Origin of the sequence: Ottowia thiooxydans DSM 14619 (assembly GCF_000422885.1) — a bacterium.
Taxonomy (GTDB): domain Bacteria; phylum Pseudomonadota; class Gammaproteobacteria; order Burkholderiales; family Burkholderiaceae_C; genus Ottowia; species Ottowia thiooxydans.
This window is the reverse complement of record NZ_AUGX01000001.1, coordinates 403,101-429,454: the sequence shown is the minus strand read 5'-3', so window position 1 is coordinate 429,454 and position 26,354 is coordinate 403,101. Positions and strand designations below refer to the sequence as shown.

The 26,354-nt window shown below is 58.2% G+C and carries 18 protein-coding genes; 6 read left to right on the top strand and 12 right to left on the bottom strand.

Going from position 1 to position 26,354, the window contains the following annotated elements:
• Nucleotides 1-224 precede the first annotated feature (224 nt).
• Nucleotides 225-674 (top strand): hypothetical protein, encoded by a 450-nt coding sequence (locus G518_RS0102135; protein WP_028601115.1) that lies wholly within the window; start codon nt 225-227, stop codon nt 672-674.
• 255 nt (nt 675-929) lie between these two features.
• Here the strand turns inward: G518_RS0102135 and G518_RS0102130 are convergent, their stop codons facing one another.
• The 7 genes from G518_RS0102130 to G518_RS0102100 form a co-directional block, all read right to left on the bottom strand.
• Nucleotides 930-2,810 carry a bifunctional metallophosphatase/5'-nucleotidase gene (locus G518_RS0102130; RefSeq protein ID WP_036593187.1) on the bottom strand — a complete coding sequence of 627 codons (1,881 nt, stop codon included), beginning with the start codon at nt 2,808-2,810 and terminating at the stop codon, nt 930-932.
• 728 nt (nt 2,811-3,538) lie between these two features.
• Complete coding sequence (gene kce, locus G518_RS0102125) at nt 3,539-4,468, bottom strand: 3,5-dioxohexanoate:acetyl-CoA acetone transferase (protein WP_028601113.1); 930 nt, start codon at nt 4,466-4,468, stop codon at nt 3,539-3,541.
• A 401-nt stretch (nt 4,469-4,869) separates the two neighbouring features.
• Nucleotides 4,870-6,726, bottom strand: a complete 1,857-nt coding sequence (locus G518_RS0102120; RefSeq protein ID WP_245597871.1) for a bifunctional metallophosphatase/5'-nucleotidase — start codon at nt 6,724-6,726, stop codon at nt 4,870-4,872.
• Nucleotides 6,727-6,799: 73 nt separating this feature from the next.
• The gene (locus G518_RS33520) at nt 6,800-7,873 is read right to left on the bottom strand and encodes a PLP-dependent cysteine synthase family protein (protein WP_051235854.1); all 1,074 of its coding nucleotides are present in this window, start codon (nt 7,871-7,873) and stop codon (nt 6,800-6,802) included.
• Between the two features lie 6 nt (nt 7,874-7,879).
• Nucleotides 7,880-8,674 (bottom strand): BPSS1780 family membrane protein, encoded by a 795-nt coding sequence (locus G518_RS0102110; RefSeq protein WP_028601111.1) that lies wholly within the window; start codon nt 8,672-8,674, stop codon nt 7,880-7,882.
• Nucleotides 8,675-8,681: 7 nt separating this feature from the next.
• Entirely contained in the window at nt 8,682-9,668 is a 987-nt protein-coding gene (locus tag G518_RS0102105) for a homoserine kinase (RefSeq protein WP_028601110.1), read from the bottom strand.
• Nucleotides 9,669-9,674: 6 nt separating this feature from the next.
• Complete coding sequence (locus tag G518_RS0102100) at nt 9,675-10,034, bottom strand: hypothetical protein (RefSeq protein ID WP_028601109.1); 360 nt, start codon at nt 10,032-10,034, stop codon at nt 9,675-9,677.
• A gap of 236 nt (nt 10,035-10,270) precedes the next feature.
• Between G518_RS0102100 and polA the strand changes: the two genes are divergently transcribed.
• Together polA and G518_RS0102090 are read left to right on the top strand one after the other, a co-directional pair.
• Entirely contained in the window at nt 10,271-13,096 is a 2,826-nt protein-coding gene (gene polA / locus G518_RS0102095; protein WP_051235852.1) for a DNA polymerase I, read from the top strand.
• Nucleotides 13,097-13,108: 12 nt separating this feature from the next.
• Nucleotides 13,109-13,579 (top strand): PACE efflux transporter, encoded by a 471-nt coding sequence (locus tag G518_RS0102090; protein WP_028601107.1) that lies wholly within the window; start codon nt 13,109-13,111, stop codon nt 13,577-13,579.
• A 139-nt stretch (nt 13,580-13,718) separates the two neighbouring features.
• On the opposite strand, the gene G518_RS0102085 is transcribed toward G518_RS0102090, so the two are convergent.
• Together G518_RS0102085 and G518_RS0102075 are read right to left on the bottom strand one after the other, a co-directional pair.
• On the bottom strand, nt 13,719-14,270 hold the full coding sequence (locus G518_RS0102085; RefSeq protein ID WP_028601106.1) for a midcut-by-XrtH protein: 552 nt from the start codon (nt 14,268-14,270) through the stop codon (nt 13,719-13,721).
• A gap of 1,073 nt (nt 14,271-15,343) precedes the next feature.
• The gene (locus tag G518_RS0102075; RefSeq protein ID WP_028601105.1) at nt 15,344-15,997 is read right to left on the bottom strand and encodes a GDSL-type esterase/lipase family protein; all 654 of its coding nucleotides are present in this window, start codon (nt 15,995-15,997) and stop codon (nt 15,344-15,346) included.
• A 143-nt stretch (nt 15,998-16,140) separates the two neighbouring features.
• Between G518_RS0102075 and G518_RS0102070 the strand changes: the two genes are divergently transcribed.
• Both G518_RS0102070 and G518_RS0102065 read left to right on the top strand, forming a co-directional pair.
• Nucleotides 16,141-19,878, top strand: coding sequence for a choice-of-anchor U domain-containing protein (locus G518_RS0102070; protein ID WP_051235850.1), 3,738 nt, complete (start codon nt 16,141-16,143; stop codon nt 19,876-19,878).
• A 143-nt stretch (nt 19,879-20,021) separates the two neighbouring features.
• Nucleotides 20,022-20,492 (top strand): RcnB family protein, encoded by a 471-nt coding sequence (locus G518_RS0102065; protein ID WP_028601103.1) that lies wholly within the window; start codon nt 20,022-20,024, stop codon nt 20,490-20,492.
• Nucleotides 20,493-20,567: 75 nt separating this feature from the next.
• Here G518_RS0102065 and G518_RS0102060 read toward each other — a convergent pair whose 3' ends face one another.
• The gene (locus tag G518_RS0102060) at nt 20,568-22,100 is read right to left on the bottom strand and encodes a DUF11 domain-containing protein (protein WP_084651328.1); all 1,533 of its coding nucleotides are present in this window, start codon (nt 22,098-22,100) and stop codon (nt 20,568-20,570) included.
• Between the two features lie 237 nt (nt 22,101-22,337).
• Between G518_RS0102060 and G518_RS39785 the strand changes: the two genes are divergently transcribed.
• Complete coding sequence (locus G518_RS39785) at nt 22,338-22,481, top strand: hypothetical protein (protein ID WP_156909237.1); 144 nt, start codon at nt 22,338-22,340, stop codon at nt 22,479-22,481.
• 6 nt (nt 22,482-22,487) lie between these two features.
• Here the strand turns inward: G518_RS39785 and G518_RS0102055 are convergent, their stop codons facing one another.
• Both G518_RS0102055 and pepN read right to left on the bottom strand, forming a co-directional pair.
• On the bottom strand, nt 22,488-23,513 hold the full coding sequence (locus G518_RS0102055; protein WP_028601101.1) for a class 1 fructose-bisphosphatase: 1,026 nt from the start codon (nt 23,511-23,513) through the stop codon (nt 22,488-22,490).
• Complete coding sequence (gene pepN / locus G518_RS33515; protein WP_084651326.1) at nt 23,510-26,281, bottom strand: aminopeptidase N; 2,772 nt, start codon at nt 26,279-26,281, stop codon at nt 23,510-23,512. Before pepN ends, G518_RS0102055 begins: the two co-directional genes overlap by 4 nt.
• Between the last annotated feature and the right edge of the window lie 73 nt (nt 26,282-26,354).

The following is a 26,354-nucleotide window of genomic DNA, read 5'->3' as shown; positions in this document are numbered from 1 at the left end:
CAGGGGTTGAACATGGCTGTAATGGTGCCGTTGGGACCGCACGGCGTCCTGTCAGTGGGGTATCGGTTTGTTTCGTTTTATGTCAAAACCCCGGATCTGCTCTTAACCTGGGGCGCACCGGTTGACATACCGGCTGCTGTACTGAGATCGACGCATGCCGTCGTGCCACCGATGCTTCTCAAACGTGCCACTACACTTAGTGCGCGACATCAACGGAGAGTGGCATGCTTTTAGTGCTTGGATTTCTAGCCTTCCTCGGTATTGGATACCTATGTTTTAAGGGCTTCCAAGCAATCGGCGCCAAGAGATCCATGGGAAATCAGGATTGGCTCCGGAAAAAGCTCGCCGGAGACAGCAGATTTTCTCAAGCTGACAAGTTATCTGTGCTTGATGAGTCCGCACTGGCTTTTCATTCAAGAGACCAAAAAATCTACCTTGCCCAGAAAGAAGTTGACTGGATTTTGAGCAAGAGCCATCCGAGAAAGCACAATGGATGGAAAGTCGCGATCAAGGATTACAGCTTTGCTGACTTCGTTAGCGTGGAGCAAGTTGATAACGACTTTGAGCCGCGGCACATATTGCTTTGCGGGAAGGTTCGCAGTGAGGAGGTCCGGGTTGCATGGGGCCACACCGAACTCGTGAACGCCTTGAAGCCGCTTCTCACGAGCAAATAGTTCTTCCACGTTTTCAAGGTGATGACGGTGCCGGTCGAGATGGCGACTGGCTTGACCATGCCGTAACCTGAATCTCTAGAATTTATTCCGCACTGCAGGGCTTGGAGAGGCCCAAGATGCCGAGCAGGAGCTCGGCGGACCCAGGTCAACAGCCTGCCTGATGAAGTTTTACACGACATCAATCCTGATATGCGCCTCTGGACACCGTCTTCTTCGAAGACGGCGCCAGGCTTTTCCGAACAAGCTATGGTGTGATCAGGGCAGTGTTACGCCTGCCTTGGTGATGACCACTTGGTGGGAATAGTCGCCAGCGGCGGGGCGGCCGACAGTTCCCTTGGCGCGGATGTAATCCACAAAGGTTTGCGTGTAGAGCAAGTAGTTGTTCACGTAGTTGCCACTGTCATAGATTGGCTTGAAAGTAGCGTAACCATCCTGGCCTTTCGCGGCGAAATCGTTAGTGGCCACGATGTAGGTTTGTGTAGGGTTGATGGCTGCCCAGACGCCAGTGGTGCGGTTTTTCACTTCAAGCTGGGTAAAGCGTGCGCCTTTGGCTTTGCTCATGTCAAGGTGCCAACGCAGGCCCGCTGCATAAGGATGACCGCCACCAGTGGTTTGACCTGCGTCGAGGTAGTTCGATAAGGCATCTTCCAATACGGCAGCAACCTGCTGGCCTGTGACGGGCAGCTCTACCAGCACGTTGGAGAAAGGAAGTACCGTGAACGCGTCTCCCATGGTGATGGTGCCAGCCGCCATCGGCACCCGTACGCCACCGGCGTTCTGGATGGACATATCGGCCCGCAGGCTGGCATTCAGGAAGGCTTGTGCAACCACTTGCGCTGCGTCGCTGCCGCGCGCCAGTTTGTTGGCATTCTCGCAACCAGCCACGCCTGCACTGCGGTTGGTGCTCTCGCCCGGCGTGCGTACGAGGCATAACGCTTCAGTAGTGGCGCCGATGGGCTCCTTCTTCAGTACTTCTACCTGACCGGAGTAGGCTTTGAGCACGGTGGCGGCGCTGGCGTCCGGCGTGAGCATTTTCAGGCCCTTGTCAGCGGCCACGGCAGTGGTGATCTGTTGCCGGGTGGTGGCATCCACTTCAGCCCAGGTGCCGTCAGCGCCCTGGCGCTTGAAGCTGTCACCAATGATGAGCGAGGCCTGGCCGGCGCACGAGGTGATCTCACCATATTCGTTAAAGCTCACACGCATTTCGCCCATGGCTTTGCTGTATTCATACGCATGGCCAATACAGACTGGCTTGCCATCCTTGTTGGTGACTTTGGTGGGATAAGCGCCGGAAGTGGAGTAGCCGCTACCCTGGGCGGTGAAGTCGCCTAGCAGGGTGTGTGAATCACCGCCAATGATCACATCCACATCTGTCAGTTTGGGGGCAATGGCTTTGTCAGCGTCGTAGCCCATGTGGGTCAGCAGCACGATGTGGCGGATGCCTTGAGCTTTTAGCTGGTCGATAGTGCGCTGGGCGGCCACGGCTTCGTCGTCGAAAACGGTGGTGGCTAGCGGGCTGGAGGAGTTCTGAGTTTTGGACTTGATGGTCAGGCCAACGATACCCACCTGGATGCCCTTGATGGTCTTGATCGTGTAGGGCTTGAGGTAATCGTTCTCTGCTTTGGGCGCCAGAGGTGTGCCGATCTTCGGATGAATGTTGGCGGCGAGCACGGGCGTCTTGCAGGCGCCTGCTTGCAAATGATCGATGAAGCTCTTGAGCTGGGCATCGCCATCGTCGAATTCATGGTTTCCTACGGGCATGGCGTCGAAACAGATGGTGTTCATCATGTCTGCGTCGGCCTTGCCCTTGAAGAGCGTGTAGTACAGGGTGCCGGTATTGGCGTCGCCCGCGTGGAGTTTGAGCACGTCGTCACGCCCAGCGTACTGCTTGAATGCTGCAGTGACGCGGCTGAAGCCACCCAGCTCAACTTGCGTATCGACGCCGCCGATTTTCATCGCCTGGGCGGTAAAAGGGTCCAGGTTGGAGTGATGGTCTCCAATGTGAGCGATGGTCAGATCAAGAGGGGCGGTCTTGTCGGAATCATCGTCACCGCCACCGCAAGCAGCGAGGGCGGCGGCGAGGGCCAGGGGAGCCAGAAAGAGGGCGCGGCGAGGGTTCAGCAGTTGAGTATTCATCTTGGCATGAAGCGGACGTTAAGTACCGCGTCATGCTGCTGTGCTCGCGTGAAAATACGTTGACTTATTCGTGACGGTGAGATGACGTCAGCAGGCTCGGACTAAGCTGATCAGCGTGACTTGGTCACCTCAGCTTTGAGCGTTGCAGACGGCGTTGCAGCTGAAGTGCGCTTCAACTCGTCCGCGCTTAGACTCAGACTTTCGAGGTTTCGGATTCATCTTTCCCCAGTAAGGGAAAGACCAGCAACCCGAAGGCCGAGCGAAGCAATGGCCCGAGTGGGTATCCACCCCTTTAGGCCGTGCCGAGGAGCGCAGGGCGAGGGGCGGGCAAGAGCACTGAAAGATGCTCTTGCTTCGTGATCTAGCTTGCGGCAGCTGTTTGAGGGTAGAGAGCGAAGCGAACGCAGCGAGTTCTGCCGCACCGCCCCTTGCCTGAGCACCGGAGGGTGCCCGGAGCGCAGCGTAGGGACACGGACTTGGGGTCGCATTTCTTTGGTTACTTGCTTTGTGCGAGCAAAGAAAGGGACTGCGCAGCCGGGCGCAATCCCGGCCTCCGACCTCAAAAGAACAGCAGAAGATAACTATTACGAGCTGCCAACAAATCCACGGCTGCTTGCCCTCACCCCCGCCCTCTCCCAGAGGGAGAGGGAGTTAAAACCCTCACGCCGCACCCCGACCCCCACACTCCGACCCCCGCACCCCGACCGGGGTCGAGGTAACTAAAACTATCAGAACGCGACCTTCGCAATCCCTTTAAGCCCAAGAATCTCACGAGCCTCAGCCGGCGTAGCCACCTCAAGCCCCAAGCCTTCAATGATCTTGCGTACCTTGAGCACCTGCTCTGCATTGGTTTGCGCCAGCTTTCCCGCCCCAATCCAAAGACTATCCTCCAACCCAACCCTCACATTCCCACCCATAGAAGCTGCCATGGCCGCCACAGGCATCTGGTTGCGCCCAGCCCCAAGAACTGACCAACGATAGCTGTTGCCGAACAGCCTGTCGGCCGTGCGCTTCATATGCATCACATCTTCAGGATGGGCGCCGATGCCGCCCAGGATCCCGAACACTGTTTGCACAAAAAATGGTGCCTTGATCAAACCGCGATCTACAAAGTGAGCCAAGTTATAGAGGTGCGATGTGTCATAGCACTCAAATTCATAACGCGTTTCGTTGGGTGCCATGCTCTTGAGCGCAGTCTCGATGTCTCCGTAGGTATTGCGAAAGATGAGGTCTTTGCTACCTTCGAGATAAGGACGTTCCCAGTCGTGCTTGAACTCTTTAAAGCGTTCCAACATGGGAAAGAGGCCGAAGCCCATGGTTCCCATGTTCATGGAGGCGACCTCGGGCTTGAGCACCATGGCCGGTTGGATGCGCTCATTCACGGACATGTAGGGCGAGCCGCCAGTGGTCAGGTTCACCACGGCATCGCATCCGGCCTTTATTTTTTCCAGGAAAGGGCGGAATGCCTCTGGTGTTTGATCCGGCTTGCCAGTCACGGGATCGCGGGCGTGCAAATGAATGATGGCCGCACCCGCCTCGGCCGCCTCAATGGAGGACTTGGCGATCTCTTCCGGCGTGACCGGCAGATAGGGAGACATCGAAGGGGTATGAATCGCACCGGTGACGGCGCAACTGATGATCACTTTTTGACCGGCCATGACTTGCCTCTTTCTTAGTGCTGAACAGGCCCGGGGCAGGCCATGTGGTTGGTTAGCATGATCTTGGTATGCTAAGAAATTGTATGTCAGTATCTCATTTGTGTGGCAAACGAGTCGCGAGTTTCCATTGGGTGGAATGGTGGTGCACGTTCTGACTCAGGGGTGGCCGTAGAGTTGGCGAAATTCTGCCTGAGAGCCTGCAGGGGCTCCAGGTCAGACAGTCTCCTAGTGTCGTGAATTGGAAGTTCGCTGAACAAATCCGTCGAGAATCGGCGCCATGCGGCGTCACCTAGGCGGCCCCACAACTCCTCGCGATACCACTCGGTATCACTGCGGTTTGTTCCTTGCCTGACACCGATTTCGACAGATTTGTTTTTTCAACGAACTTCCAACTCACGGCACTAGTGAAGCACGACTCCAGCCTGGGTGGTCACTGCCTGGTGAGAGTAGTCTGCCGGCGCAGGGCGTTGCACCTTACCGTGGGCGCGGACGTAGTCTACGAAAGCTTGGGTGTAAAGGAAATGCGTATTCACGTAGTTTCCACTGTCGTAGATAGGTTTGAAGCTGGCATATCCTCCCTGTCCCCTAGCCAGAAATTCATGCGTGGCAACGATATAGGTGCGTGCTGGGTCCAGGGATGCCCAAGTGCCGCTTTGGCGGTCCTTGGTTTCCAGCCGGCTGAATCTGCGCCCTTTGGGTTGGCTCATGTCAAGATGCCAGCGAAGGCCTGCCGCGTAAGGGTGGCCTCCGCCAGAGGAGCGCCCAGCGTCCAGATAGCTGGACACGGCATCTTCCAGCACGGCAATGATCTGCTCGCCTGTCACCGGCAATTCGATCAGTACGTTGTTGAAGGGCATCAGAGCAAAGGCTTGGCCCAAGGTGATAGCGCCAGCCGGCACTGGAATGCGGACACCACCAGCGTTGTGAAGGGCCAGGTCAGCACGCAAGCTGGTTCTCAAGAAGGATTGCGCCACCAACTGCGTCACATCGCTGCCGTGTGCGCGCTGGTTGGCCTCCTCGCAGCCAGCGACTTCCCCGCTGGCGTTGAAACTCTCGCCTGGTGTGCGTACAAGGCAGAGGGCTTGAGAGGCTTCGCCAATCGATTCCTTCTGCATTTTTTCTGTCTGGCTGGAATAAGAGCGAAGCACATTCGATGCGATGGCATCTTCCGCCAGCATTTTCAGACTGGCGTCCGTAGCGGCCTCGGCTGCTATTTTCTGAGGCGTGGCGGGATCGACGGCCACCCATTTGCCTGCGGCGTCCTTGCGCTTGAAACGGTCTCCGATGATGAGCGACGCTTGCCCTGTGCAACTGGTGACGTCGCCTTCCGCGTTGAAGCTGACATTCATTTCACCCATGGCCTTGCTGAATTCCCAGGCTTGCCCTACGCAAACTGGTTTGCCATCTCGATTGGCCACCCGCGTGGGGTAGGGGCCTGCTGACTTGGGCAGGTGGCGTTGTTTACTGAAGTTGCCCAATAGCGTGTGCGAATCGCCGCCAATGATGACATCCACATCGCTCAGCTTGGTGGCCATGGCTTTGTCGGCCTGGTAACCCTGGTGGGTTAGCAGAACAATGTGGCGTATACCCCGGGCTTTGAGCTGATCTATGGTGCGTTGTGCCGCGGAGGTTTCGTCTTCGAAGCTGGTGCTGGGCAGAGGGCTGGACGAGTCTTGTGTTTTGCGCTTGATGGTGATGCCGATGATCCCCACAGGGATTCCGCGGATGTTCTTGATGGCGTAGGGTTGAATGTAGTCTTCAGCGTTCTGGGGGGCCAGCGGCGTACCCCGCTGAGGGTGGACGTTGGCGCTCAGCACAGGCGTCTTGCAAGGTCCGGTGTGCAGCTGTTCAATGAAGCTTTTGAGTTGGGCATCACCGTCATCGAACTCATGGTTGCCTACCGCCATGGCGTCAAAACAGATGGTGTTCATCATGTCGGCGTCGGCTCGGCCCTTGAAGAGGGTGTAGTACAGCGTGCCCGTGCTGGCATCGCCCGCATGCAGCCTGAGCACGTTGTCGCGACCTTCGTACGATCTGAATGCGCTGGCCAGGCGAGTGAACCCGCCCAGTTCCACCTGCGTATCCACGCCACCTATCCGAACGATCTGATCAGGGAGCGCTTCCAGGTGGGAATGGTGATCGTTAATGTGGGCAATGGTCAGCTCCAAGGGGGTGCCCCTGTGGGTACCCATGCCGCCGCATGAAGCCAGTAGGAAGGCCAGTGTCATGACCAGGGAAACCGATGCTGATATAGCCACGTGAATCCAAGCGGGATGACGGCTGTGGCCGGAACGACGGAATTCGTTCCGGCCAGGGCCGGGAGGCGGATTTTCAGCTGGCCGATTCGGCCCAGCTACCTTGAGTGCAAGTCGTCTCGAACCGGTGTAGCCAAGGGGTAATGTCATGCCCGTTGGTTTTCAGCCATTCGTCGTTGTAGACGGTGTCGAGGTAGCGCTCACCGCCGTCGCAGGCGAGGGTGACGATGCTGCCTGTTTCGCCGCGTGCACGGATTTCGCAGGCAAGTTGCAGCGCACCATAAAAATCAGTGCCGGTGGAGCCGCCAAAGCGCCGTCCCACCACCATTTCAAGGTACCGTGCCGCAGCAAAAGATGCAGCTGTGGGCACGCGCATCATGCGATCAATCACGCCCGGCACAAATGAGGGTTCTACCCGAGGCCGTCCAATGCCTTCTACCCCCGACCCGCGAGGGCTGGTGAGGGTGAGGTCGCGGGTTTCATAGTAGTCAAGAAACACCGAGTGCTCAGGATCCACCACGCACAGCTGGGTGGCATGGCCTTGGTAGCGAAGATAGCGTCCAATGGTGGCTGAGGTGCCGCCAGTGCCTGCGCCCACAACGATCCAGCGCGGGACAGGGTTGGGCTCTGCACTCATTTGCTGGAAGATGGACTGCGCAATATTGTTGTTGCCGCGCCAGTCTGTGGCACGCTCTGCGTAAGTGAATTGGTCCATGTAGTGACCATTGGTTTCACGCGCCAGGCGCTCGGCTTCAGCGTAGACCTCGTCTCCCTTGTCAACGAAGTGGCTTTGGCCGCCATAGAAAGCGATCTGGGCAACTTTGGCGGGTGAAGTGCTGCGCGGCATCACGGCAATGAATGGCAGACCTAAAAGCCGGGCGAAATAGGCTTCAGAGACGGCCGTGCTGCCTGAAGATGATTCGATGACCGTAGTGCCTTCCTGGATCCAGCCATTGCACAGGGCATAGAGGAACAAGGAACGCGCCAGCCGGTGCTTCAAGCTGCCGGTAGGGTGGGTAGATTCATCTTTAAGATAAATCTGCACGCCAGGAAATGCACGCAACTCGATTGGAAAGAGGTGCGTGTCGGCGGAGCGCTGAAAATCGCGCTCAATGCGCCGGATGGCGTCGGATACCCACGGAGATGGCATGCTGGTTTATGGCTTTGGAGCAGTTTGAGACGGGTCTTCGTCCGCCGAAAAGCTGTCGCGGAAGGTGAACCAGAGGGAATTGAAGAACATGGAGGCGATCAAGATCGCTACCGGCATGAGGCCGAACGAGGCAATGGTGGCGCTGCCAGTGACGGCCGACAGGACCAGCAAAGCAAGGCCAGCTGCGAAAGACATGGCCATCCACATCAGGCCGTAGAGAAGAAATGCGCCTACGTTGCGAAACACGGCCACCGCACTGAAGAACAGGCTTTTCAGGGGAGGTACACCGTGCCAATGCACCAGCGCCGGTGCATGCCAGAAGGCTATGGACAGCGGGAGGTAGAGCAGGGTCGACACCCACATCGCGGTGCGAAACGAGGGGTCTTCCACCATTTCAGTGGTGATGCCACCACCACCAATGTAGAGCTCCGCGAAGCTTCCGCCATCAATGAGCGCAGAAATCCCGATCACGATCAGCACGCCGATAGCGTAGAGGACGCCGAGCAGGAGCATGGCACGCCTGCGCTGTGGTCCCTGGCGCAGGGCGATGGCCAGCGTGAGCGGCATCGGGAAACGTCCGGCTTCTGCTTCGCGAGCAGCTGCCATCAGGCCCACGGTGGCGGCTGGTACCAGTATCAGCGCCAGAACACCGCCCACAAAAGGAATGATCGCCACCAGCGAAATGCTGACGATGAACATGAAAAAAAGCCCGGTAATGGCTAACGGTTGCCGGAAAAAGGTGCGGACGCCGTCTCGGACCCATCTGGTACCTGTGCGGGCGGGGACGATATTGAGCTTCATAGGGACTTCATGGAAGCAGCGGCTCAGCAATGCGTGCCAGGAGCACACGTTCGAAGTGCGTGGGGTCGTGTGCTTTCAGCATCGCAGCTTCGCGTGGGAGGTGGTAGTCCCACAGGCGGGAGATCCAAAAACGCAGCGCACCGGCGCGAACCATGGCTGGCAGCAAGCGGCGCTCGGCACTGGTGAGAGGGCGAACGGCCTCGTACGCCTGCAGCATGGCTTGCGTGCGCTGTGGATCGGCCCGCCCGCTGGGGTGGTCTATGGCCCAGTCGTTGAGGGTGATGCCTAGATCCAGCAGCCAGGTATCGATACCGGCAAAGTAAAAATCAAAGAACCCTGAAAGCTTGGGCTGCTCCCTGGTGCCTTCAAACATGACGTTGTCTCGGAACAGATCAGCGTGCACCGGGCCGCGAGGCAACGCCGCGTAAGCCGAGCTTTGAGCAGTGTGGTTCTGATAGGCCAGCTCGGATCGGATCAGCGCGGCCTGTGTTTCGCTCAAATAGGGTAGAACCACCGGCACGGTTTCGTTCCACCAAGGCAGCGCGCGCAGATTGGGTTGACGGCCTTCGTAGTCGCGCCCTGCCAGGTGCATGCGGGCCAACATGTCGCCTACAGCGGCGCAATGGGCATCCGTGGGGGCTAGCTCGCTCTTGCCGCGCAGGCGGTTTACTACTGTGGTTGGCTTGCCCTTCAGGGTATGCAGCAGGTCGTCTTCGCCGGCCGGGATGCGCATCTCAGCTGGCTTGGCGCAGGGCGCCGGTACCGGAATGCCCTTGCCCGCCAGGTGCTTCATGAGGTGCAGATAGAACGGCAACTGAGCGTGCGTCAGTCGCTCGAACAGGGTGAGCACCCAACTGCCATCAGTGGTGGTGACGAAGTAGTTGGTGTTTTCTATGCCACCTTCTATGCCTCGCAGCTCGGTGAGGGTGCCTAGACCCAGCGAGTGCAGGAGCTGGCCTGCCTCGTTTTCGGAGACTTCTGTAAAAACCGCCATGAGATGTTAAAAGCTCAAGACTTTCCACACGCGCCGGCCAGCGCCCCCGGGCGCCGTTTCGCCGCTGTTTGCGCCGGTGCTGGTATTACCGGCAGGCTGCACTTCGTAAGCGGGAACGCCCGCTTTGGGTTGCACCGTAATGCTCTTGGTTTCGCCGCCGGCCCGAACTTCGTCAACCCGGCTTCCAGCATCTTCAACCCGAATGTTTTCAATACGCTGGGTCTTGCTGTCGTGCTGAACCGGGTTTTCACGCGCTAAGGGGGCGTTGGAGGCTGCTGCTGGGGCAGGGGCTTGCGCCAACGCCGCGACGCCAACGAGGCAGGTGGCCGCCAGCAGGGCAGCCTTGGAGGTAATCGAGAGTGGCATATATGGGGATTGTAGAGGCCGCACCCGGTCAACGCACGTTTCAGGCCGAATTGCGTTGAGTCAACAAATACCGTTCGGGCTGAGCTTGTCGAAGCCTTGCGCGGCGCTTCGACAAGCTCAGCCTGAACGGATTTATATTCTTGGACGCGCGGCAGTATGAATCTCATCAAGGCTTGGTTGCGGATACGTAAGCACATGTTGCGGCATGCGGGAAGCCGTGCATGCACAATTCACCCATGACCGAAATTGTCCCAGCGTCCGCCGACCAAGCCTCCAGCCAGCCTCAACTACTGATCGTGGATGGCTCCAGCTATTTATATCGTGCATTTCATGCCATGCCTGATCTGCGTGTGGACCCCAATGACCGGGAGAGCCAGCCCACCGGAGCCATCCGCGGCGTGATCAACATGTTGACCGTGCTGCGCAAGCAGTACCCGCGTGCTCAATACGCGGTTTGCGTCTTCGACGCCCCTGGTGGCACGTTTCGCGACGAAATCTATCCAGATTACAAGGCGCAGCGCGCTCCCATGCCGGATGACCTGCGCAGCCAGATCGCACCTATTCATGAGGCGGTGGATCTCCTGGGCTGGAAGGTATTAATGGTGCCTGGCGTGGAGGCAGATGATGTGATTGGAACGCTGGCCAAAACGGCGGCGGAACAAGGTATTGAGGTGATTGTCAGCAGCGGAGACAAGGATCTCGCGCAACTGGTCACGGACAACATCACCATCATCGACACCATGAGTGGCAAGCGCCGCGATATGGCCGGCGTGCAGGCAGAGTTTGGTGTGCCCGCTTCGCTGATGGTCGATTACCAGGTGCTCCTGGGCGACTCGGTAGACAACGTGCCCGGTGTGGACAAGGTGGGGCCCAAGACCGCCGCCAAGTGGCTTGGGGAGTATGGTTCGCTGGATGCCATCGTAGCCAATGCCAGCCAGATCAAGGGCGCTGCAGGTGAGAACCTGCGCAAGGCGCTGGATTGGCTGCCTACCGGCCGCCAGCTACTGACCATCCGTACGGACTGCGATCTGACCGGGCACGTGGACGGCTTGCCTTCATTGGATTCGGTGACTGGCCGCGAGATGAATACCGAGGCGATCGTCGAGTTCTACAAAAAGTATGGCTTCAAGAGCTTGGCTAAACCGCTGGAGACTAGCCAACCTGGCTCGAAGGCCAAAGCGAGCGCGCCAGTGGCTGCCAAAGACACCAGTGGCACCGGCGATCTTTTCGCTGATCCGCCTGCCGCCTCTCGTGCAGGCGAGCTGAAGTACGACGTGGTGCTCGATTGGCCCGCCTTTGATGCCTGGCTTGCAAAGATCGAAGCCGCTGAGTTGACCGCCCTGGACACCGAAACGACCTCACTGGATGAAATGCTGGCGCGCATTGTGGGCATTTCATTCAGCGTGAAACCAGGCGAAGCGGCCTATATTCCGCTCGCCCATACGGGACCTGACGCGCCAGAGCAACTGCCCCTGGAGGAAGTGCTCGCGCGGCTGAAACCCTGGCTGGAAAACCCGGAAAAGAAAAAACTGGGTCAGCACATCAAGTACGACCGTCATGTGTTTGCCAATCACGGCATTGAAGTGCAGGGCTTCGCGCACGACACCATGCTGCAAAGCTACGTGCTGGAAGTGCATAGGCCGCACGGCTTGGCCAGTTTGGCGGAGCGCCATCTGGGTCGCCAGGGTATTCAATACGAAGATTTATGCGGCAAGGGCGCGCACCAGATTCCCTTTGCGCAGGTGGCGGTTGACAAGGCTGCAGAGTATTCCGCCGAAGACTCAGACCAGACGCTGGATGTTCATTTGGCGCTTTGGCCGCGCTTGCAAGAAAACGAGAAGTTGCGTGCCATCTATGAGCTTGAGATGGAGAGCAGTGAAGTGCTCTACCGCATCGAATGCACAGGCGTGTTGATCGATAGCGACGCGCTCAGAGCCCAAAGCCATGAATTGGGCCAACGCATCCTGGCGCTTGAAAAAGAAGCCCATGAGCTGGCGGGGCAACCGTTTAACCTGGGTTCGCCCAAGCAGATCGGTGAAATCTTTTTTGTAAAGCTCGGCCTGCCGGTGGTCAAGAAAACGGCTACAGGAGCCCCCAGTACCGATGAAGAGGTGCTTGAAAAACTGGCAGAAGATTACCCTCTGCCAGCGCGGATTCTGGAGCACAGGGGGCTTTCCAAACTCAAAGGCACTTACACGGACAAACTGCCGCTGATGGTGAATCCCACCACCGGCCGGGTGCACACCCATTACGCGCAGGCCGTGGCTGTGACGGGGCGGCTATCCAGCAATGACCCCAATCTGCAGAACATTCCTATCCGCAATGCGGAGGGGCGCCGCGTGCGCGAAGCGTTTGTGGCGCCTGCCGGCTGTGTGATTGCCAGTGCTGATTACAGCCAGATCGAGCTGCGCATCATGGCGCATATCAGTGGCGATGAGGCGTTGCTGCGCGCCTTTAGCGACGGACTGGATGTGCACCGTGCCACGGCTGCGGAGGTGTTTGGTGTGGAGACCGAGCAGGTCACGAGTGAGCAGCGCCGGTATGCCAAGGTGATCAACTTTGGCCTGATCTACGGCATGAGCAGCTTCGGCCTGGCGCGCAATCTGGGAATTGATAACACGGCTGCGCGCAACTACATCGCGCGCTATTTTGAGCGTTATCCCGGCGTGAAGAAGTACATGGACGATACACGCCAATCGGCCAAGGAAACTGGTTACGTGGAGACCGTGTTCGGCCGGCGTTTGTACTTGCCCGAGATCACTTCACCGAACGGCCCGCGCCGGGCAGGTGCTGAGCGAGCCGCCATCAATGCACCTATGCAAGGCACTGCGGCGGATTTGATCAAAATGAGCATGGTGCAAGTGCAGAAAGTGCTGGATGATCAGAAGCGCAAGACGCGAATGATCATGCAAGTGCATGACGAATTGGTTTTGGAAGTGCCAGAAGACGAGATCGAATGGATGCGCAGCGAGATTCCACGTGTGATGGCGGGGGTGGCTGCGCTGAAGGTGCCTTTATTGGCTGAGGTGGGCGTGGGCCCCAACTGGGAACAGGCGCACTAAGCAAACGTCGCAATGCAAGGTATTAAGCGCAAGATTGTTTACGTTACCCTTTTTGAACTGATTGCTGTGGCCGTCACGACTGTGGCGTTTGCAGCTTACTCAGGGCAGGGCGCAGGGCACTCCACCTTTTTGGCCGTGGCTTCCTCACTCATTGCCACAGTGTGGAATCTTTCTTACAACACGGCCTTTGAGAAGTGGGAGTCTCGCCAGAAAGTGCGCGGACGAGGCCTGAAGCGGCGCCTGGCGCATGCTTTCGGCTTTGAAACGGGTTTGACGGTGATGCTGGTGCCGCTATTTGCGTGGTGGCTGAAGGTGTCCTTGTGGGAGGCATTGATTTTGGATGTGGGACTCATCGTCTTCTTCCTGGTCTATGCCTTCCTCTTCAATCTCTGGTTTGACCGCGTTTTCGGGTTGCCTGCCTCGGCTCAGCCTTTACCTGAGCCATCTCCTGCCGTCACAGCTTCATCCGTTATCCCGAACTGACTTTTACCAAAGTGACAAGAAGTTGAGCTGGGTCTAACTTCAAACAATGTGAAACGTCGCGCCTACGGCTTTGTGCCGAGGCCGAATTTTCCCCGCAGGGGAGATTTCTCTACGTCGAGATCTCTTGGCGCTGAGCGTTCTAGTTGTTGCCGCCGCCGCCGCCATCGCAGGAGATCGGGTAATCGGTCGTACAGGATGCATTGTTTTCCAGCAGCGTATCTGCTGAGCAACCGATCCAATCGGGAACGACACCGGTGATACGGACGCGAACGCCTGATCGGTTGGTAAACGTCAGCTGTTCGCCGTTAGGAACTTGCACATTCAGCGTGCCAGAGGGGCTGAGGATATCTGCCGTGGCGGCATAAGCTTTCTGTATCAACCCACCCCCACCCTGATTGGCCATGAAGGCGGCCATGGCCAGAAGCGCGGCTGCTAATGGGCGGGCGCCGGGTAACTTGCGTTGGCGCCAAGCCACGAACGCGACACCCCCCACCAAAACAGCAAGGCCTAAGTGAGACAGGCTAGGTACAGCTGTTGGGACGACTGGGGCTACCGTGACTGGTGGAGCTGCCGAAACATAGCTGATAGCGACCTCGCACATCAAGGGTTGTGCCCAAGCTGTAACCGAGGACAGGCTAGCCGTTACGCCGATAGCACCTATTCGCGGGAGCGTGCCGAAAAATTTAATCATTTGATTTTAATTCGTGGAGTTTATTATTTAGATAATGTATCCATGGAAAATAATTTTAGCTTATTGAAATTTCTAAAATTAATGTAATGGATGTCTCGATTTTATTATCTTGAATGAATGCCGGACTACGTAGTTTTCCTGTCTTTTGTAATAGGGCAGTTGAATAGGAAAAAATTCACAAGAAAGATTTGTTTCTTTGTTGCATGACTGATTTGACTGAACGTGCAAGACTGTAGTGGTATACCGCCACCGCAACCCTTGTAGCCAAAGTAGTCAGTCCCGGATCAGAGACGACGAGTACGAATGCGGAGGCTATAGGAATGGGCTAGGTAGTGGCCGGGGGACCTGGGGTCTGCACACGCTGCCATGGAACACATGCGTATGCATCGGCACGGGCACACCACTGAGGAGATCTTCGGCGAAAAAGAGTCATGGGTTCCGTTCCGTAAGAAAGGGTTCTTTCAGGTTAATGCATTTCCTCTAGTTGCAGTAAAAATTGAACTTATGGATTCAAGTGCTTCTATTTATTTAAGCTATGAAGGAGACTGTTTCTTGAGTAGGTCCCACCTTGGAATTGCATGCATATGCAAAAAAAGAAGTCTTCTCAGAGGCTGGATACCTTCACTTATCAGACCAGCAGCCTGACGCACGCAGTTGCGCTGTCCATTCTTTTAGGCGATTCGGCGGTGCCCGCGCGCGTTCGCAAGGATAGGAGTTGAACGCAAACTGGAACAGCAGCGCACTGCTGCATATTCATTCGCATTCAAAGGAAGTTTCAATTCGTCGGCCGACGCTGCGTAGAGCGGGTGATTGGGTATCCGCTCGTACTGGCCGTCTGGAGTGAAAACTGAGGTATCGCCACGAGAAGCGTCTACGCGCCGGAGTCTGTAGCGGACTCGCAGATGGATCGGATGTTTTCTTGGCACCGACTGCGGTCCTCTGGCGCAGCCTTTGCCTGAGTCTTCTCCTGTCGTCACAGCGTCATCGGTTATCCCGAACTGACTTTTTCCAAGCGGTAAGGATGGCGAAACCTCCGTCGTCGTGGTCAGTGACTGCCATCCTTGGCGAAGTACCTATCCGGCCAACAGGCCTGACGCACGTAGTTGCCCCGTTAATCCCTCAGTAAAGCGTCGGTAACCCTGAGCGTTTGCATGTATTTGATCGGATCGTAAGCTGGCGTCGGCAAGCACCTCCGCCCAGCCGTTCTGGTGCAAGGGAAGCTTCAACTCGTCCGCCAGTTCTGCATAAAGCGGGTGATCTGTGAGGCGCCCTGTGCTGGCCGCGAGCAGCGAAAACTGCGGTACCGCCACGAGAAGCGCTTGCGCGCCGGAGGCTGTGGCGGCTTCACAGATTGATCGGATGTTTTCCTTGGTACTGGCCGCACTCATTTGGCGAAGAAAGTCGTTGCCGCCAATGCTCAAGATGACAAGTTCGGGGTTATGTTCCTTGAGAAGGGCGGGCGTGCGCACAAGCGCCTGGGCCGATGTTTCCCCTGAGACGCCCCCATTGATCACTTGCCAGCCTGTCAGCTCATGCAGCACAGCCGGGTAGGCGGTGGTGGCATCAGTTCCAACGCCAGAGGTCAGGGAGTCCCCTAGTGCCAGAACAGTGCTGCCCGCGGCTATGGCTCGGGCTGTTGGCGTGCTCTTTTTGCCGCAGGCTGCGAGCAGAGTGGTCATGGACACCAAGGCCAGCAGATGGCGGCGGGAAAGGCTGTGGTTGTTCATGCGTTGGGAACACGTATGGAAAAGAGGAAATGAACCAGATGGCGGGCCTCTCGTGAGTCACCGGGCGCACGTGCAGTCACACGGCTGACATCTGGCGTCTTTATCGTCACGCGATTTTGTCAAATTTTTGCGTTGCGAGTTTCATGAAGAATAAATTCAAGGTGGGTGCGGTCACGCTATTGATCGCAGTGGGAAGTCCATTCGTTTGGGCTGCACCGTTCAGTCCAGGAAATGTGGTCGTGTACCGATTCGATGGCGGAGCGACCAAGACGGCGCAGCCTGTGTCGCTGCTTGAACTCAGCCCTGAAGGTACTCTGGTGCAGACCCTGAGCTTGCCATCCACGGGCACGGGCGCCAGCGTTCTGACGGCCAGTGACACGCGCTCGGAGGGCCTGCTAAATCGCTCGGCAGACGGGCGTTGTCTTGCGGTACCTGGCTATAGCGTCGCGGCCGGCACTACGCCTCTGGTTGACGCGGCGACGGCAGCGCCGCGCCGGGTGGTCTTGATAGGAGCCACTGGAGAACAGGTTGGCGGCGTGACCTTTGGGAGCTCAGCCAGCTCCGCTTTCATGGGTGATTCAATCCGCAGTGCCGTCAGCAGCGACTGTACTCAGGTGTGGGCCAGCGGCGCTGGCAGCGGAGGCGCTACGCGTGGACTCTGGTATGCACCCAATGGTGGCCTGCCTGCGAGTAATGCGCAGTTGTCTACGACGAATGCGCAAGGCATACAGATCTCCGCAGGCCAGCTCTACGCCGCTTTCGCCGGTGGTGGCACCGTGAACAAGTTTGGCCTCAACCTGCCGACAAGCACGCCCAGCCCTTCCACGGTGGTGCCTCTGCCTGGCGTGCCCGCGAACAATTTCCGGGGTCTGGCTTTGCTCAAGCTGGGCAGCGGCCCCGCCGTGACGGATACGGCTTATGTGGCCAACAATAACGCCAGCACCCCCGCCATAGAAAAATACAGCTTCGACGGTACCACCTGGTCTCTCAAAGGTCGCATGCCAGTTCCTGATGCGCATGGTGTTCTGGCCCTGGATACCGGTAGTGGCCAGGTGGTGGTGTTTGCCACCGGATCAGACGGCAAGGTCTATCGCGCGTTCGATCGCTCCGGACCCACCGGAACGCTCACAGGAGCATGGACCTCCATTCATGCCATCGAGGCAAGCCAATCTTCTCCGGCACGCTTCTTTGGCCTGACGCTGACGCCTGAGGCCACTTTGCCTGCGGCGGCGCCGAATGCGCCGACGAATGCGTCCACCAGCCCCGCGGCCAATGGCTTCACTGCCCAATGGTCTGCGCCAGCTTCAGGTGCGGCGGTCGCCTGGTACGTGCTGGAGTTGTCAACGGACAGTTTTGCCACGGTGGTTCGTGAGCATGTCGTGCCCGCCAGTGGCGCCGCGCTCAGCAGGGCGGTGACAGGGCTGCCCAATGGCACGTATGGTTTTCGCGTGCGTGCGGTGAACAGCAAGGGAGGGAGCGCCCATCTCACCTACGCTGGCACCGTCACGGTCCAGCCGCCAGATATTGCAGGGCTTGCCAATCAATTCGCTCTCTCTGGGGTAATTGGCGATGCCACTGATCCTGCCGCCACGCTCGGCTTGCAGTTTCAAGTCAGTGACGCCCAGGATGTAGCTGCCATTCTTGAAGTGAAGGCCGAAAGCAGCAACACGAACGTGGTAGCGCAGTCAGGTTTGCAAATTCTGAAGAGCGGCAACGATGTCACTTTAAGGATTGCGGCCAGCAGGGTGGGCTTTGCGGACATCACTGTCACGGTCACGAATAGCCGCGGCCTCTCTATTGCGCGGACGATTCGCTACGCTGCTTCACAGGCCATCTCCGCCACGCCCTCGACGCGCTGGTACACCGGCCGTTCAGATGGCTCCACCGGCAGCATGCTCAATGGTGGTGCGCTCGTACTCGTGGGAGACGATGAGGCGCCGGCTGTTGATCTTTCTGGTCAACCTCTGCCTGGTGGCAACGCTTTGTGGGCCTACTCTCGCAGCGGTTCAGGAGCCCCTTCGGCGCCTTTGGCTATTGACTCAGCGTTGGGTCTCAGCCAGGCAACCAGTTGCACTGTGCAGGGGCTCACAGGCATCACCAGCAATTGCAAGGCGGATGGAGAAGTCGATCTTGAAGCCAGCATGCGCATTGGTGACCGTCTCTACGTCACGGGCTCGCACTCGAATAATAAGAGCGGAAACTCGCGCGCGGATCGCTGGCGCGTATTTGCCGCAGACGTGTCAGATGGTGCCACTCCTTCCCTGGATATCAAAGGCTACTACCGCTGGTTGCGCGAAGATCTGCGCGCCTGGGATGCAGCCAATGACCACCGCTTTGGGCTCGTGGCAGGATCTGCCGGCGGCGGTATTCCTGAGAGCGAGTCGCTTGATGGGTTTTCAATAGAAGGGCTCTCCAGTAACCCCAGCAACAGCGCAGCCTGGTTCGCATTCCGCGCGCCTTTGGTGCCCGCGCCTGGGCAACCTGCTCCTGTTTTTGGCAATGCGCAGGGGCGCAACCACGCGCTGATCGTTCAGGTGAACAACTATGACGCGCTTGCGACGAGTAGCGGCGGCGGCAACATAGGTAGCGCGCAATTCGGTGCCCCGATCTGGCTCAATCTAGGTGGGCGGGCCATTCGCGAAATCAGCAAGAACGCAAGCGGGCAATACCTCATCATTGCCGGCCCGCCTGGCAGTGCCACGGGCGTAGCACCGAAGGATTTTCGCTTGTACAGCTGGGACGGCAGTGTCGCTTCCAACGGCCTGGCCACCAATCTGCGCCCGCGCGCGACTTCGCTGGCTTCACTTAGCCCAAGCGTGACTAGTTGCTCACCAGAAGGGTTTGCGGAATTGCCTGCCAACATGATGGCGGGAGGTGATACAGGCCTCATCAGCGACTGCGGCGATGCCGTCTTCTATGACGATGGCAATGTGGCCAAAGATCTGGAGTTCAATGAGTGGAAGAAATTCCGCACTGATAGCGTTGTTCTCGATACGCTGGCGACTGCCTCTGTGAGCGCCACGGTTAGTGAAGCGACGGGGCTCCGCGCTAGTGTGACGGCGAGCCAGGCCGGCCAGTTCTACTGGGTGGTATTGCCGGCTTCGGCGCCAGCACCTGATTTTGCGCAAGTGATGGCTGGTTTGGATGGCACTGGGACGCCAAGCGCTTTTTCGGGTCAGCTCGCCGTGGCATCTGCATCACCCACCAGCTTCAGCGCGAGTGGCTTATTGGCCAGTGAGAACTACAGCTTGCACGGGGTAGTGGTGGTGGGTGATACGCCGGGAGTTGTGGCGAGTGCCTCGCTGAAACGCCTTGCCTTGGGTGCGGCGGGGGGAGCGCAGGCTGTTTTGTCTGGTGATCATGGCTGGGCATTCGCGCCTGTCGGCTCCGGGGCCATGGACTCAGGCGGTTGGATTGCTGCGAGCGGCGCGCCCAAATCACCGCCTTCATTGCCATCCGGGTACAGCTTTCCATATGGATTGCTCGACTTTGTAGCGGTGAACGGTGATGCCGACTCGATGTTGACCGCCCATTTCACCTTGCCGTCTGCGGTTCCGATGGGCGCTGTCTTGTGGAAATACGGGGCGACCGCGGCCAAGCCGCAGGCTCATTGGTACATGCTCCCGGAGGGCGCAGAAGGTCAGCCTGGTAGTTACAGCCTCTCGCAAGATAGAAAGACACTGACGCTGCGTATTGCAGACGGTGGCTTGGGTGACTCCGCGCTGGATACCAAAAACGTGATTGCCGATCCTTCAGGCATTGGCATACCTTTGTCGACCGAAGCAAACATGGTGCCTGTGCCAACGCTCTCGCAATGGGGGGTGATGATCCTGGTGGCCGGCTTGACGCTGCTCGTATGGAGAAGAAAAGGCTCATTTTGAAATCCCGACGGTCTGGAATCACTATTCAAACCCAGGTGCGGATGAGCGGCTGACATGGGTTCGCGGCCTTGGCCTACAGGGCCATATGGCCCTGCATCGGATAGCATGTGCAGTTGCTATATGCGACGTAAGAAGGGCATTCCATGAAAGTCAAAGCGACAAAAACACTTGTGGGCCTGCTGGCCCTGTGTATGGTGAGCGCTCCGGTGCTGGCGCAGCCGGGCCGTGGTGATCACGGACGCGATCATGGCCGTGACGGGCGAAATCCTGGCTACCACCAAGGTGGACCGGACCGCCGTGGCCCGCCACCTTCATACAACCATAGGCCGGGGCCCCCTCCACACGCTGGCCCACACCGGCCGGGCCCTGGTCCGCAGGTATGGGTGAATCGGCCTGGGTACCAGTACCACCCGGAATATCGTCGTTTCAATCGCGGTGATCGCCTTCCGCAGGAGTTCCGCCAGCGTCAGTACGTGGTCAATGACTGGCGGGGCCATGGGCTGCGCCAACCGCCGAGGGGGTATTACTGGGTGCAGAACGGCTCAGACTACTTGCTGGCTGCCGTTGCAACCGGTCTGATCACAGCCGTGGTGATCAACGCGATGACTCGTTGATGGGTTAGGAGCTGTTCAGGGTTTTGCCCATATAAAGAGGATTACCACGACCTGGCGATCCTCTTTGTTTCTCTCTCACATCTGGGGTTTTCTGCGGCGCCAAGCCATGAAGCCTATAAATGCCGCCAGGGCTGCCAATGCGCCATATCCCACGGTTGGCACCGGGTGAGCCGGCGCGGGAGCTGGGGCAGGTGTGTAGGTAGGGCTTGCCGTAGCGGAACAACCTGTAGCCGGTGAACACTCTCCACCCGCCCCTGGGGTAATCGTTGCAGTATTTTCCAAGGAGGCGCGGCCAGTTACGGTGCCCTCTAGCGTGAACAACAAGCTTGACCGGCCCGGAAGGTTGAATGGCGTTCCGGGCGTGGGTGGGTTCGGGCACACCGCGGAGCCCGTGGCGGGTGTGCAAGACCAGCTAGCCCCTGTGATTCCGGGAGGGGTGGGGTCGGTCAACACCACCCCAGTGGCATTCACTGTCCATTCGTTTGTGACTGTGATGGCGTATCTTGCAGTCTCGCCGGGACGATAGTTTGCCTGGTTCGCCGTTTTTGTAATGCTGATGGGTGAAGTCTGCGAAGCTGTGTAGCTTGGTGTGACAGTCGCCGAGCACCCGGTGGTCGCCGCGCACACCCCGCCAGTTCCGGGTGCAATAGTGGCGGTGTTGTCTAGCGTGTCTCGCCCGGTCACCGTGCCAGTCAATGTGAATACAAGGCTGGATTGGCCCGGCAAATCAAACGTGATTCCGGGCGTTGCGGGAGCTGGGCATGCTGCCGTTCCGGAAGCCGTTGCACACGTCCAAACGGGATTGGCAAGCCCGGCAGGTACTGGGTCAGCCAAGCTGGCACCGGTCGCATTTACCAAACCTATATTTGCGACAGTGACGGTGTAGCTCGCTGTATCTCCTGGAACGTAGCTGGCCTGATTGGCCGTTTTCGTGATGCTGATGGGAGAGACTGAGCAGATCGATTGCCCCGCAGTGCGGGCACGCATCAGAAAACCGGCTGACCAACCGGTGTCTCCGGTGGTGAAAATCAATGAATTGGCGCCCGCGACCCAGCCGCTATTCATGGTTGTGTAGACCCCACTAACAAATCCGGCAGAGGTGAACGGAGAAACTGCATTGCCGTTCACATAGGCGGCGGTGACCGTGTCGTCACCCATGTATTCGAGTTCAAAACTTACCGCCGAAGGAGGCACTTCAGGCGAAAGGTTGAACTGCACCCTGTAGTGGTTGTAAAACGGAGTGGTGGCGGCCATGGGGCGCGGCCACCAATCGCCGCTGGCCGATTGAATGTAGACCCCGGATCGGCTGGGATAACCGGGACTTAGCCATTGAGCATCTGTAAAAGTGCTCCAGACGCCGTCTATGGCGCCAGTCGTGCGCGCCTGGACCCATGCGCTGGAGTTAGGCGGCGGCGTTTGGGGAGTGACTGTGCGCTCCTGGAACTGTGCCCAGATCGGATCGGGTTGATACAAACCCAATGGCGTTCCGCTAAGCACGCCCGTGTTCAGCTCGGAAGACAAGCTGGCGCACGAGAGAGTAGGTGCAGTTTGGGCGAATGCAGACACCGCATTCATTGCCAGTGCCAAGACCAGGATTTTTTTACTCATTGGGCGGGTAAGTGGCCAAGATAGAAGTCGCTAGCGGGGTGACCGTTAGTTGGAACCAATTATCTCTCTTTGTCGGCTTGGGTATCAATTTGTATCGGTTCAAATTGCCCGATCTTTGCCCAAAGTTGGTTTCGCGGGCGGTACGCCCCTTTTTGGTGGCATGGGTAGGAGCATCTGCTTGGTCGACATAGTGCAGGGCCCAATGACGATGCGGCTGGCAACACCAGTACTACCCGCATGAGCAGTCGCGAAATCTGGCGATATTCCTTGTGCGTGTCGGTCGGCAACAACGCTTGTGGCTGGTCAAGTCCACACTACTTGTTGGCTGCGGTTGCACCAAGCCTGATTGCAACCGTAGCGATCAACGCGATGACGCGTTGATCAGTCTCATTGACCTGAGCTGGCCTGTTCCTGATGGTAGGAGGTCACCCGTTCTACTTCATTCTTGCTGCCCAGAATGACGCTGACGCGTTCATGCAGCTGGGTGGGTTGCACATCGAGGATGCGCTCGCGGCCGTTGGTAGCAGCACCCCCTGCTTGCTCCACAAGCCAACCCATGGGGTTGGCTTCATACATGAGCCGCAGCTTGCCGGGTTTGCCGGGTTCGCGCTTATCCCATGGGTACATAAAGATGCCGCCACGCGTCATGATGCGGTGAACGTCAGCCACCATGCTGGCGATCCAGCGCATATTGAAATCCTTGCCGCGCGGGCCTTCCCGACCTTCCAGGCATTCGTCCACGTAGCGCTTCACCGGGGTGTCCCAGTGGCGCATATTGCTCATGTTGATGGCAAATTCCTTGGTGTCAGCGGGAATGCGCACGTCGTCTTGCGTCAGCACGAAGGAGCCTTGCTCACGGTCCAGCGTAAACATGGCGACCCCATCGCCCACCGTAAGCACGAGTGTGGTCTGAGGGCCATACACGCAATAGCCGGCCGCTACCTGGCATTTGCCGGGCTGCAGGAAGTCTCGCTCTTCCACACCACGATCACCCTCGGGCATTTTCAGCACGCTGAAAATGGTGCCAATGCTCACGTTGACATCGATGTTGCTGGAACCATCAAGGGGATCGAACAGCAGCAGGTATTCACCGCGTGGGTAACGGTTGGGCACCAGGTAGATGGCGTCCATTTCTTCGCTGGCCATGGCGGCCAGATGGCCACCCCATTCGTTGGCTTCAATCAGCACTTCGTTGGCGATGATGTCGAGCTTTTTCTGCACTTCGCCTTGAACGTTCTCGCTACCGGCGGTGCCCAGCACATCACCCAGTGCGCCCTTGTTGACCGAGTGGCTGATGCGTTTGCACGCACGGGCCACCACTTCGAGCAACAAGCGCAGTTGTGAAGGGATGTGGCCATCAACGCGCTGTTTTTCAACCAGGTACCGGGTGAGGGAGATACTGCGGCTGCTCATGAGTTGGCTTTCTGCTCGGAATTCGAGTCTTCATGGATTTCAGAAGAGGGCGCATCCGTTGCCTCGGCTGCCAACGTGCGTGTGATGACTTCGCGCACGTCGTTGCTGAGGTCGGTCTTGGCGGCAACGCGCTCGATAGCGGCCAGGGCAGCTTGGCGGTACGGCTGGGCAAGGCGTGCCCATTGGTCCATGGCACGTGCCAAACGCGAGGCCACCTGCGGGTTGAGCTTGTCCAGCTCAATGACGCGATCCGCCCAGAATGTGTAGCCAGCGCCATCAAGGCGGTGAAAGCCCGCCAGGTTGCCGTGGCAGTAGCTGGAGAGCACGCTGCGCGCACGGTTAGGTGTGCGCAGGCTGAAGTCAGGGTGGCGTGTGAGCTTCTGCACGATGGGCAGAATGTTCCCGGAGCGGTCAGAGGTGAGAACCTGTAAGGAGAACCACTTGTCGAGCGCAAGCGGCTCGGCACGGAACAACTCGTAATAGCGGGTAAGCGCCCGTTCGGCGAGTTCGTGGCCGCAGTTCAGCAGGGCGCCCAGTGCGTTCAGGCGGTCGGTCATATTGCCGGCATCCTTGAAGCGCTGGTAGGCCTTGCCAGGCCACACGGCGTCGTTCGTTTTGCAGGCCCACACGCAGAGGGCACTCAGAGCCATCCCGGCCAGGGAGCGGCGCCCACTTGAAACCGGGTCAGGTTGGTAAGCGCCAGTGTCTTTGTATTGCTCGTAGGCCCATTCCCAATCGTCCCGCAATTCTGTGGCCAACTGCACTGAGATCGCTTCGCGGACGGCATGAATGCGTTGCGGGTCCATCTCTTCCATCTGCTCGGCGATGTAGTCATCATCTGGCAGGCTGAGCACCAAGGCCTTGAAGGCTGCGTCCAGATCAGGATGGCGCAACACTTCGCGCAGGGCGGCTATATAGGCATCATCCAGTGGTCGCTCTGGGAGTGCGTTCGCGCTGGACGACAGGGCATTGAGCGCAACGCGCAGGCCTAGCTGCTGGCCGGCTTCCCACCGGTTGAAGGAGTCGCTGTCCTTGGCCAGCAGACGCAGCAATTGCTCTGAGGTGTAGTTGCAATCGAGTTTCACCGGAGCGCTGAAGCCGCGCATCAGGGAGGGCACAGGCTCGCTTCCCACATCTACGAACGTGAGCGTAGCTTGCGGCTCAGTCAGCACATAAGTCATGCTGCCGGTTGGCTCGCCTTGCTCCTGCGAGAGGCTTCCTTGTTCAAGCCGCAAGGGAAGATCACGGCCATCTTCTGCCACCAGACCCAGGCGAACCGGGATCACAAAAGGCTCTTTCACCGGCTGCCCAGGTGTGGGTGGGCAGCTTTGGGAGAGCTTCAGCGTATAGGTGCGCGCTGCCGCGTCGTAATTTCCTTCGGCCTTCACCACAGGTGTGCCAGATTGGCTATACCAGCGTTTGAATTGGGGGAGAAGGCGGGGGAGGTCGCTATCCGGATTCGCATCAGCCAGGGCTTGGGCGAAGTCATCGCAGGTCACAGCTTGGCCGTCGTGGCGCTGGAAGTAAAGATCCATGCCTTTGCGGAATCCATCGCGTCCTACGAGCGTCTGGTACATGCGCACCACTTCCGCGCCTTTTTCATAGACGGTGGAGGTGTAGAAGTTACCGATTTCCAGATATTCGTCTGGCCGCACCGGGTGCGCCATGGGACCGCCGTCTTCCGGAAACTGCGCTGAGCGCAGATCGATGACGTTTTCAATGCGTTTCACGGCCCGCGCACTCGGCGTGCTGGCCAGATCCATACTGAATTCCTGGTCGCGGAATACAGTGAGGCCTTCTTTCAGTGAGAGCTGGAACCAGTCGCGGCAGGTGACGCGGTTACCCGTCCAGTTGTGGAAATATTCATGACCAATCACGCTTTCCACGGCGTCGAAGTCAGCGTCAGTGGCGGTGGAGGGCTTGGCCAGCACATACTTCGTGTTGAAGATGTTGAGGCCCTTGTTCTCCATGGCGCCGGCGTTGAAATCGCTGGTGGCGACGATCATGAATCTTTCCAGATCCAGCGGAAGGCCAAAACGCGCTTCATCCCACAATACGGAGTGGATGAGGGAATTCATGGCGTGTTCGGTCTGATCAAGATCACCCGGACGCACATAGACCTGCAACAGGTGCTCACCGCCTGAGCGGGAGATGATGCGTTGCTCGCGAGCCACCAGTTGGCCCGCCACCACCGCAAACAGGTAGCTGGGCTTCTTGTGCGGATCTTGCCACTTGGCAAAGTGGCGCCCACCTTCGAGTTCACCCTCATCCACCAGATTGCCGTTGGACAACAGCACTGGGTATTTGGCCTTGTCCGCGCGCAGGGTCACGGTGTAGCTGGCCATGACGTCAGGCCGGTCTATGAAATAGGTAATGCGGCGAAACCCTTCGGCCTCGCATTGCGTGAAAAACGCACCGCCACTGAGGAACAGGCCCATCAGTTTGGTGTTTTTCTCGGGATTGCAGGTGGTGAAAATTTCCAGCTCAAAAGGCTCATGGCCTTCTGGCAGGCTTTCCAGCACCAGTTGCTCGCCTTCCATGCGGAAGGAGGTGCCCTGACCGTTCACCAGTACACGTGCCAGATTCAGCTCGTCGCCATCGAGCTTGAGCGGTTGTGCCGCCTGGTCCGGGTTGCGGCGCAGCGTCATTTTATTGAGAACGCGCGTTTTGGTGGGATCCAGATCGAACGTGAGATCGACCGTGTCGATCCAGAACGCGGGGGGGGCATAGTCCAGCCGCCGGGTGACGGTGGTGTGTCCTTCACGCATGGGAATTCCTTTTTATTTCAGTGGTGGCGTACCTAGAGCCTGTTCAAACTCTCTGCGCGAGGGCTATTGTGTT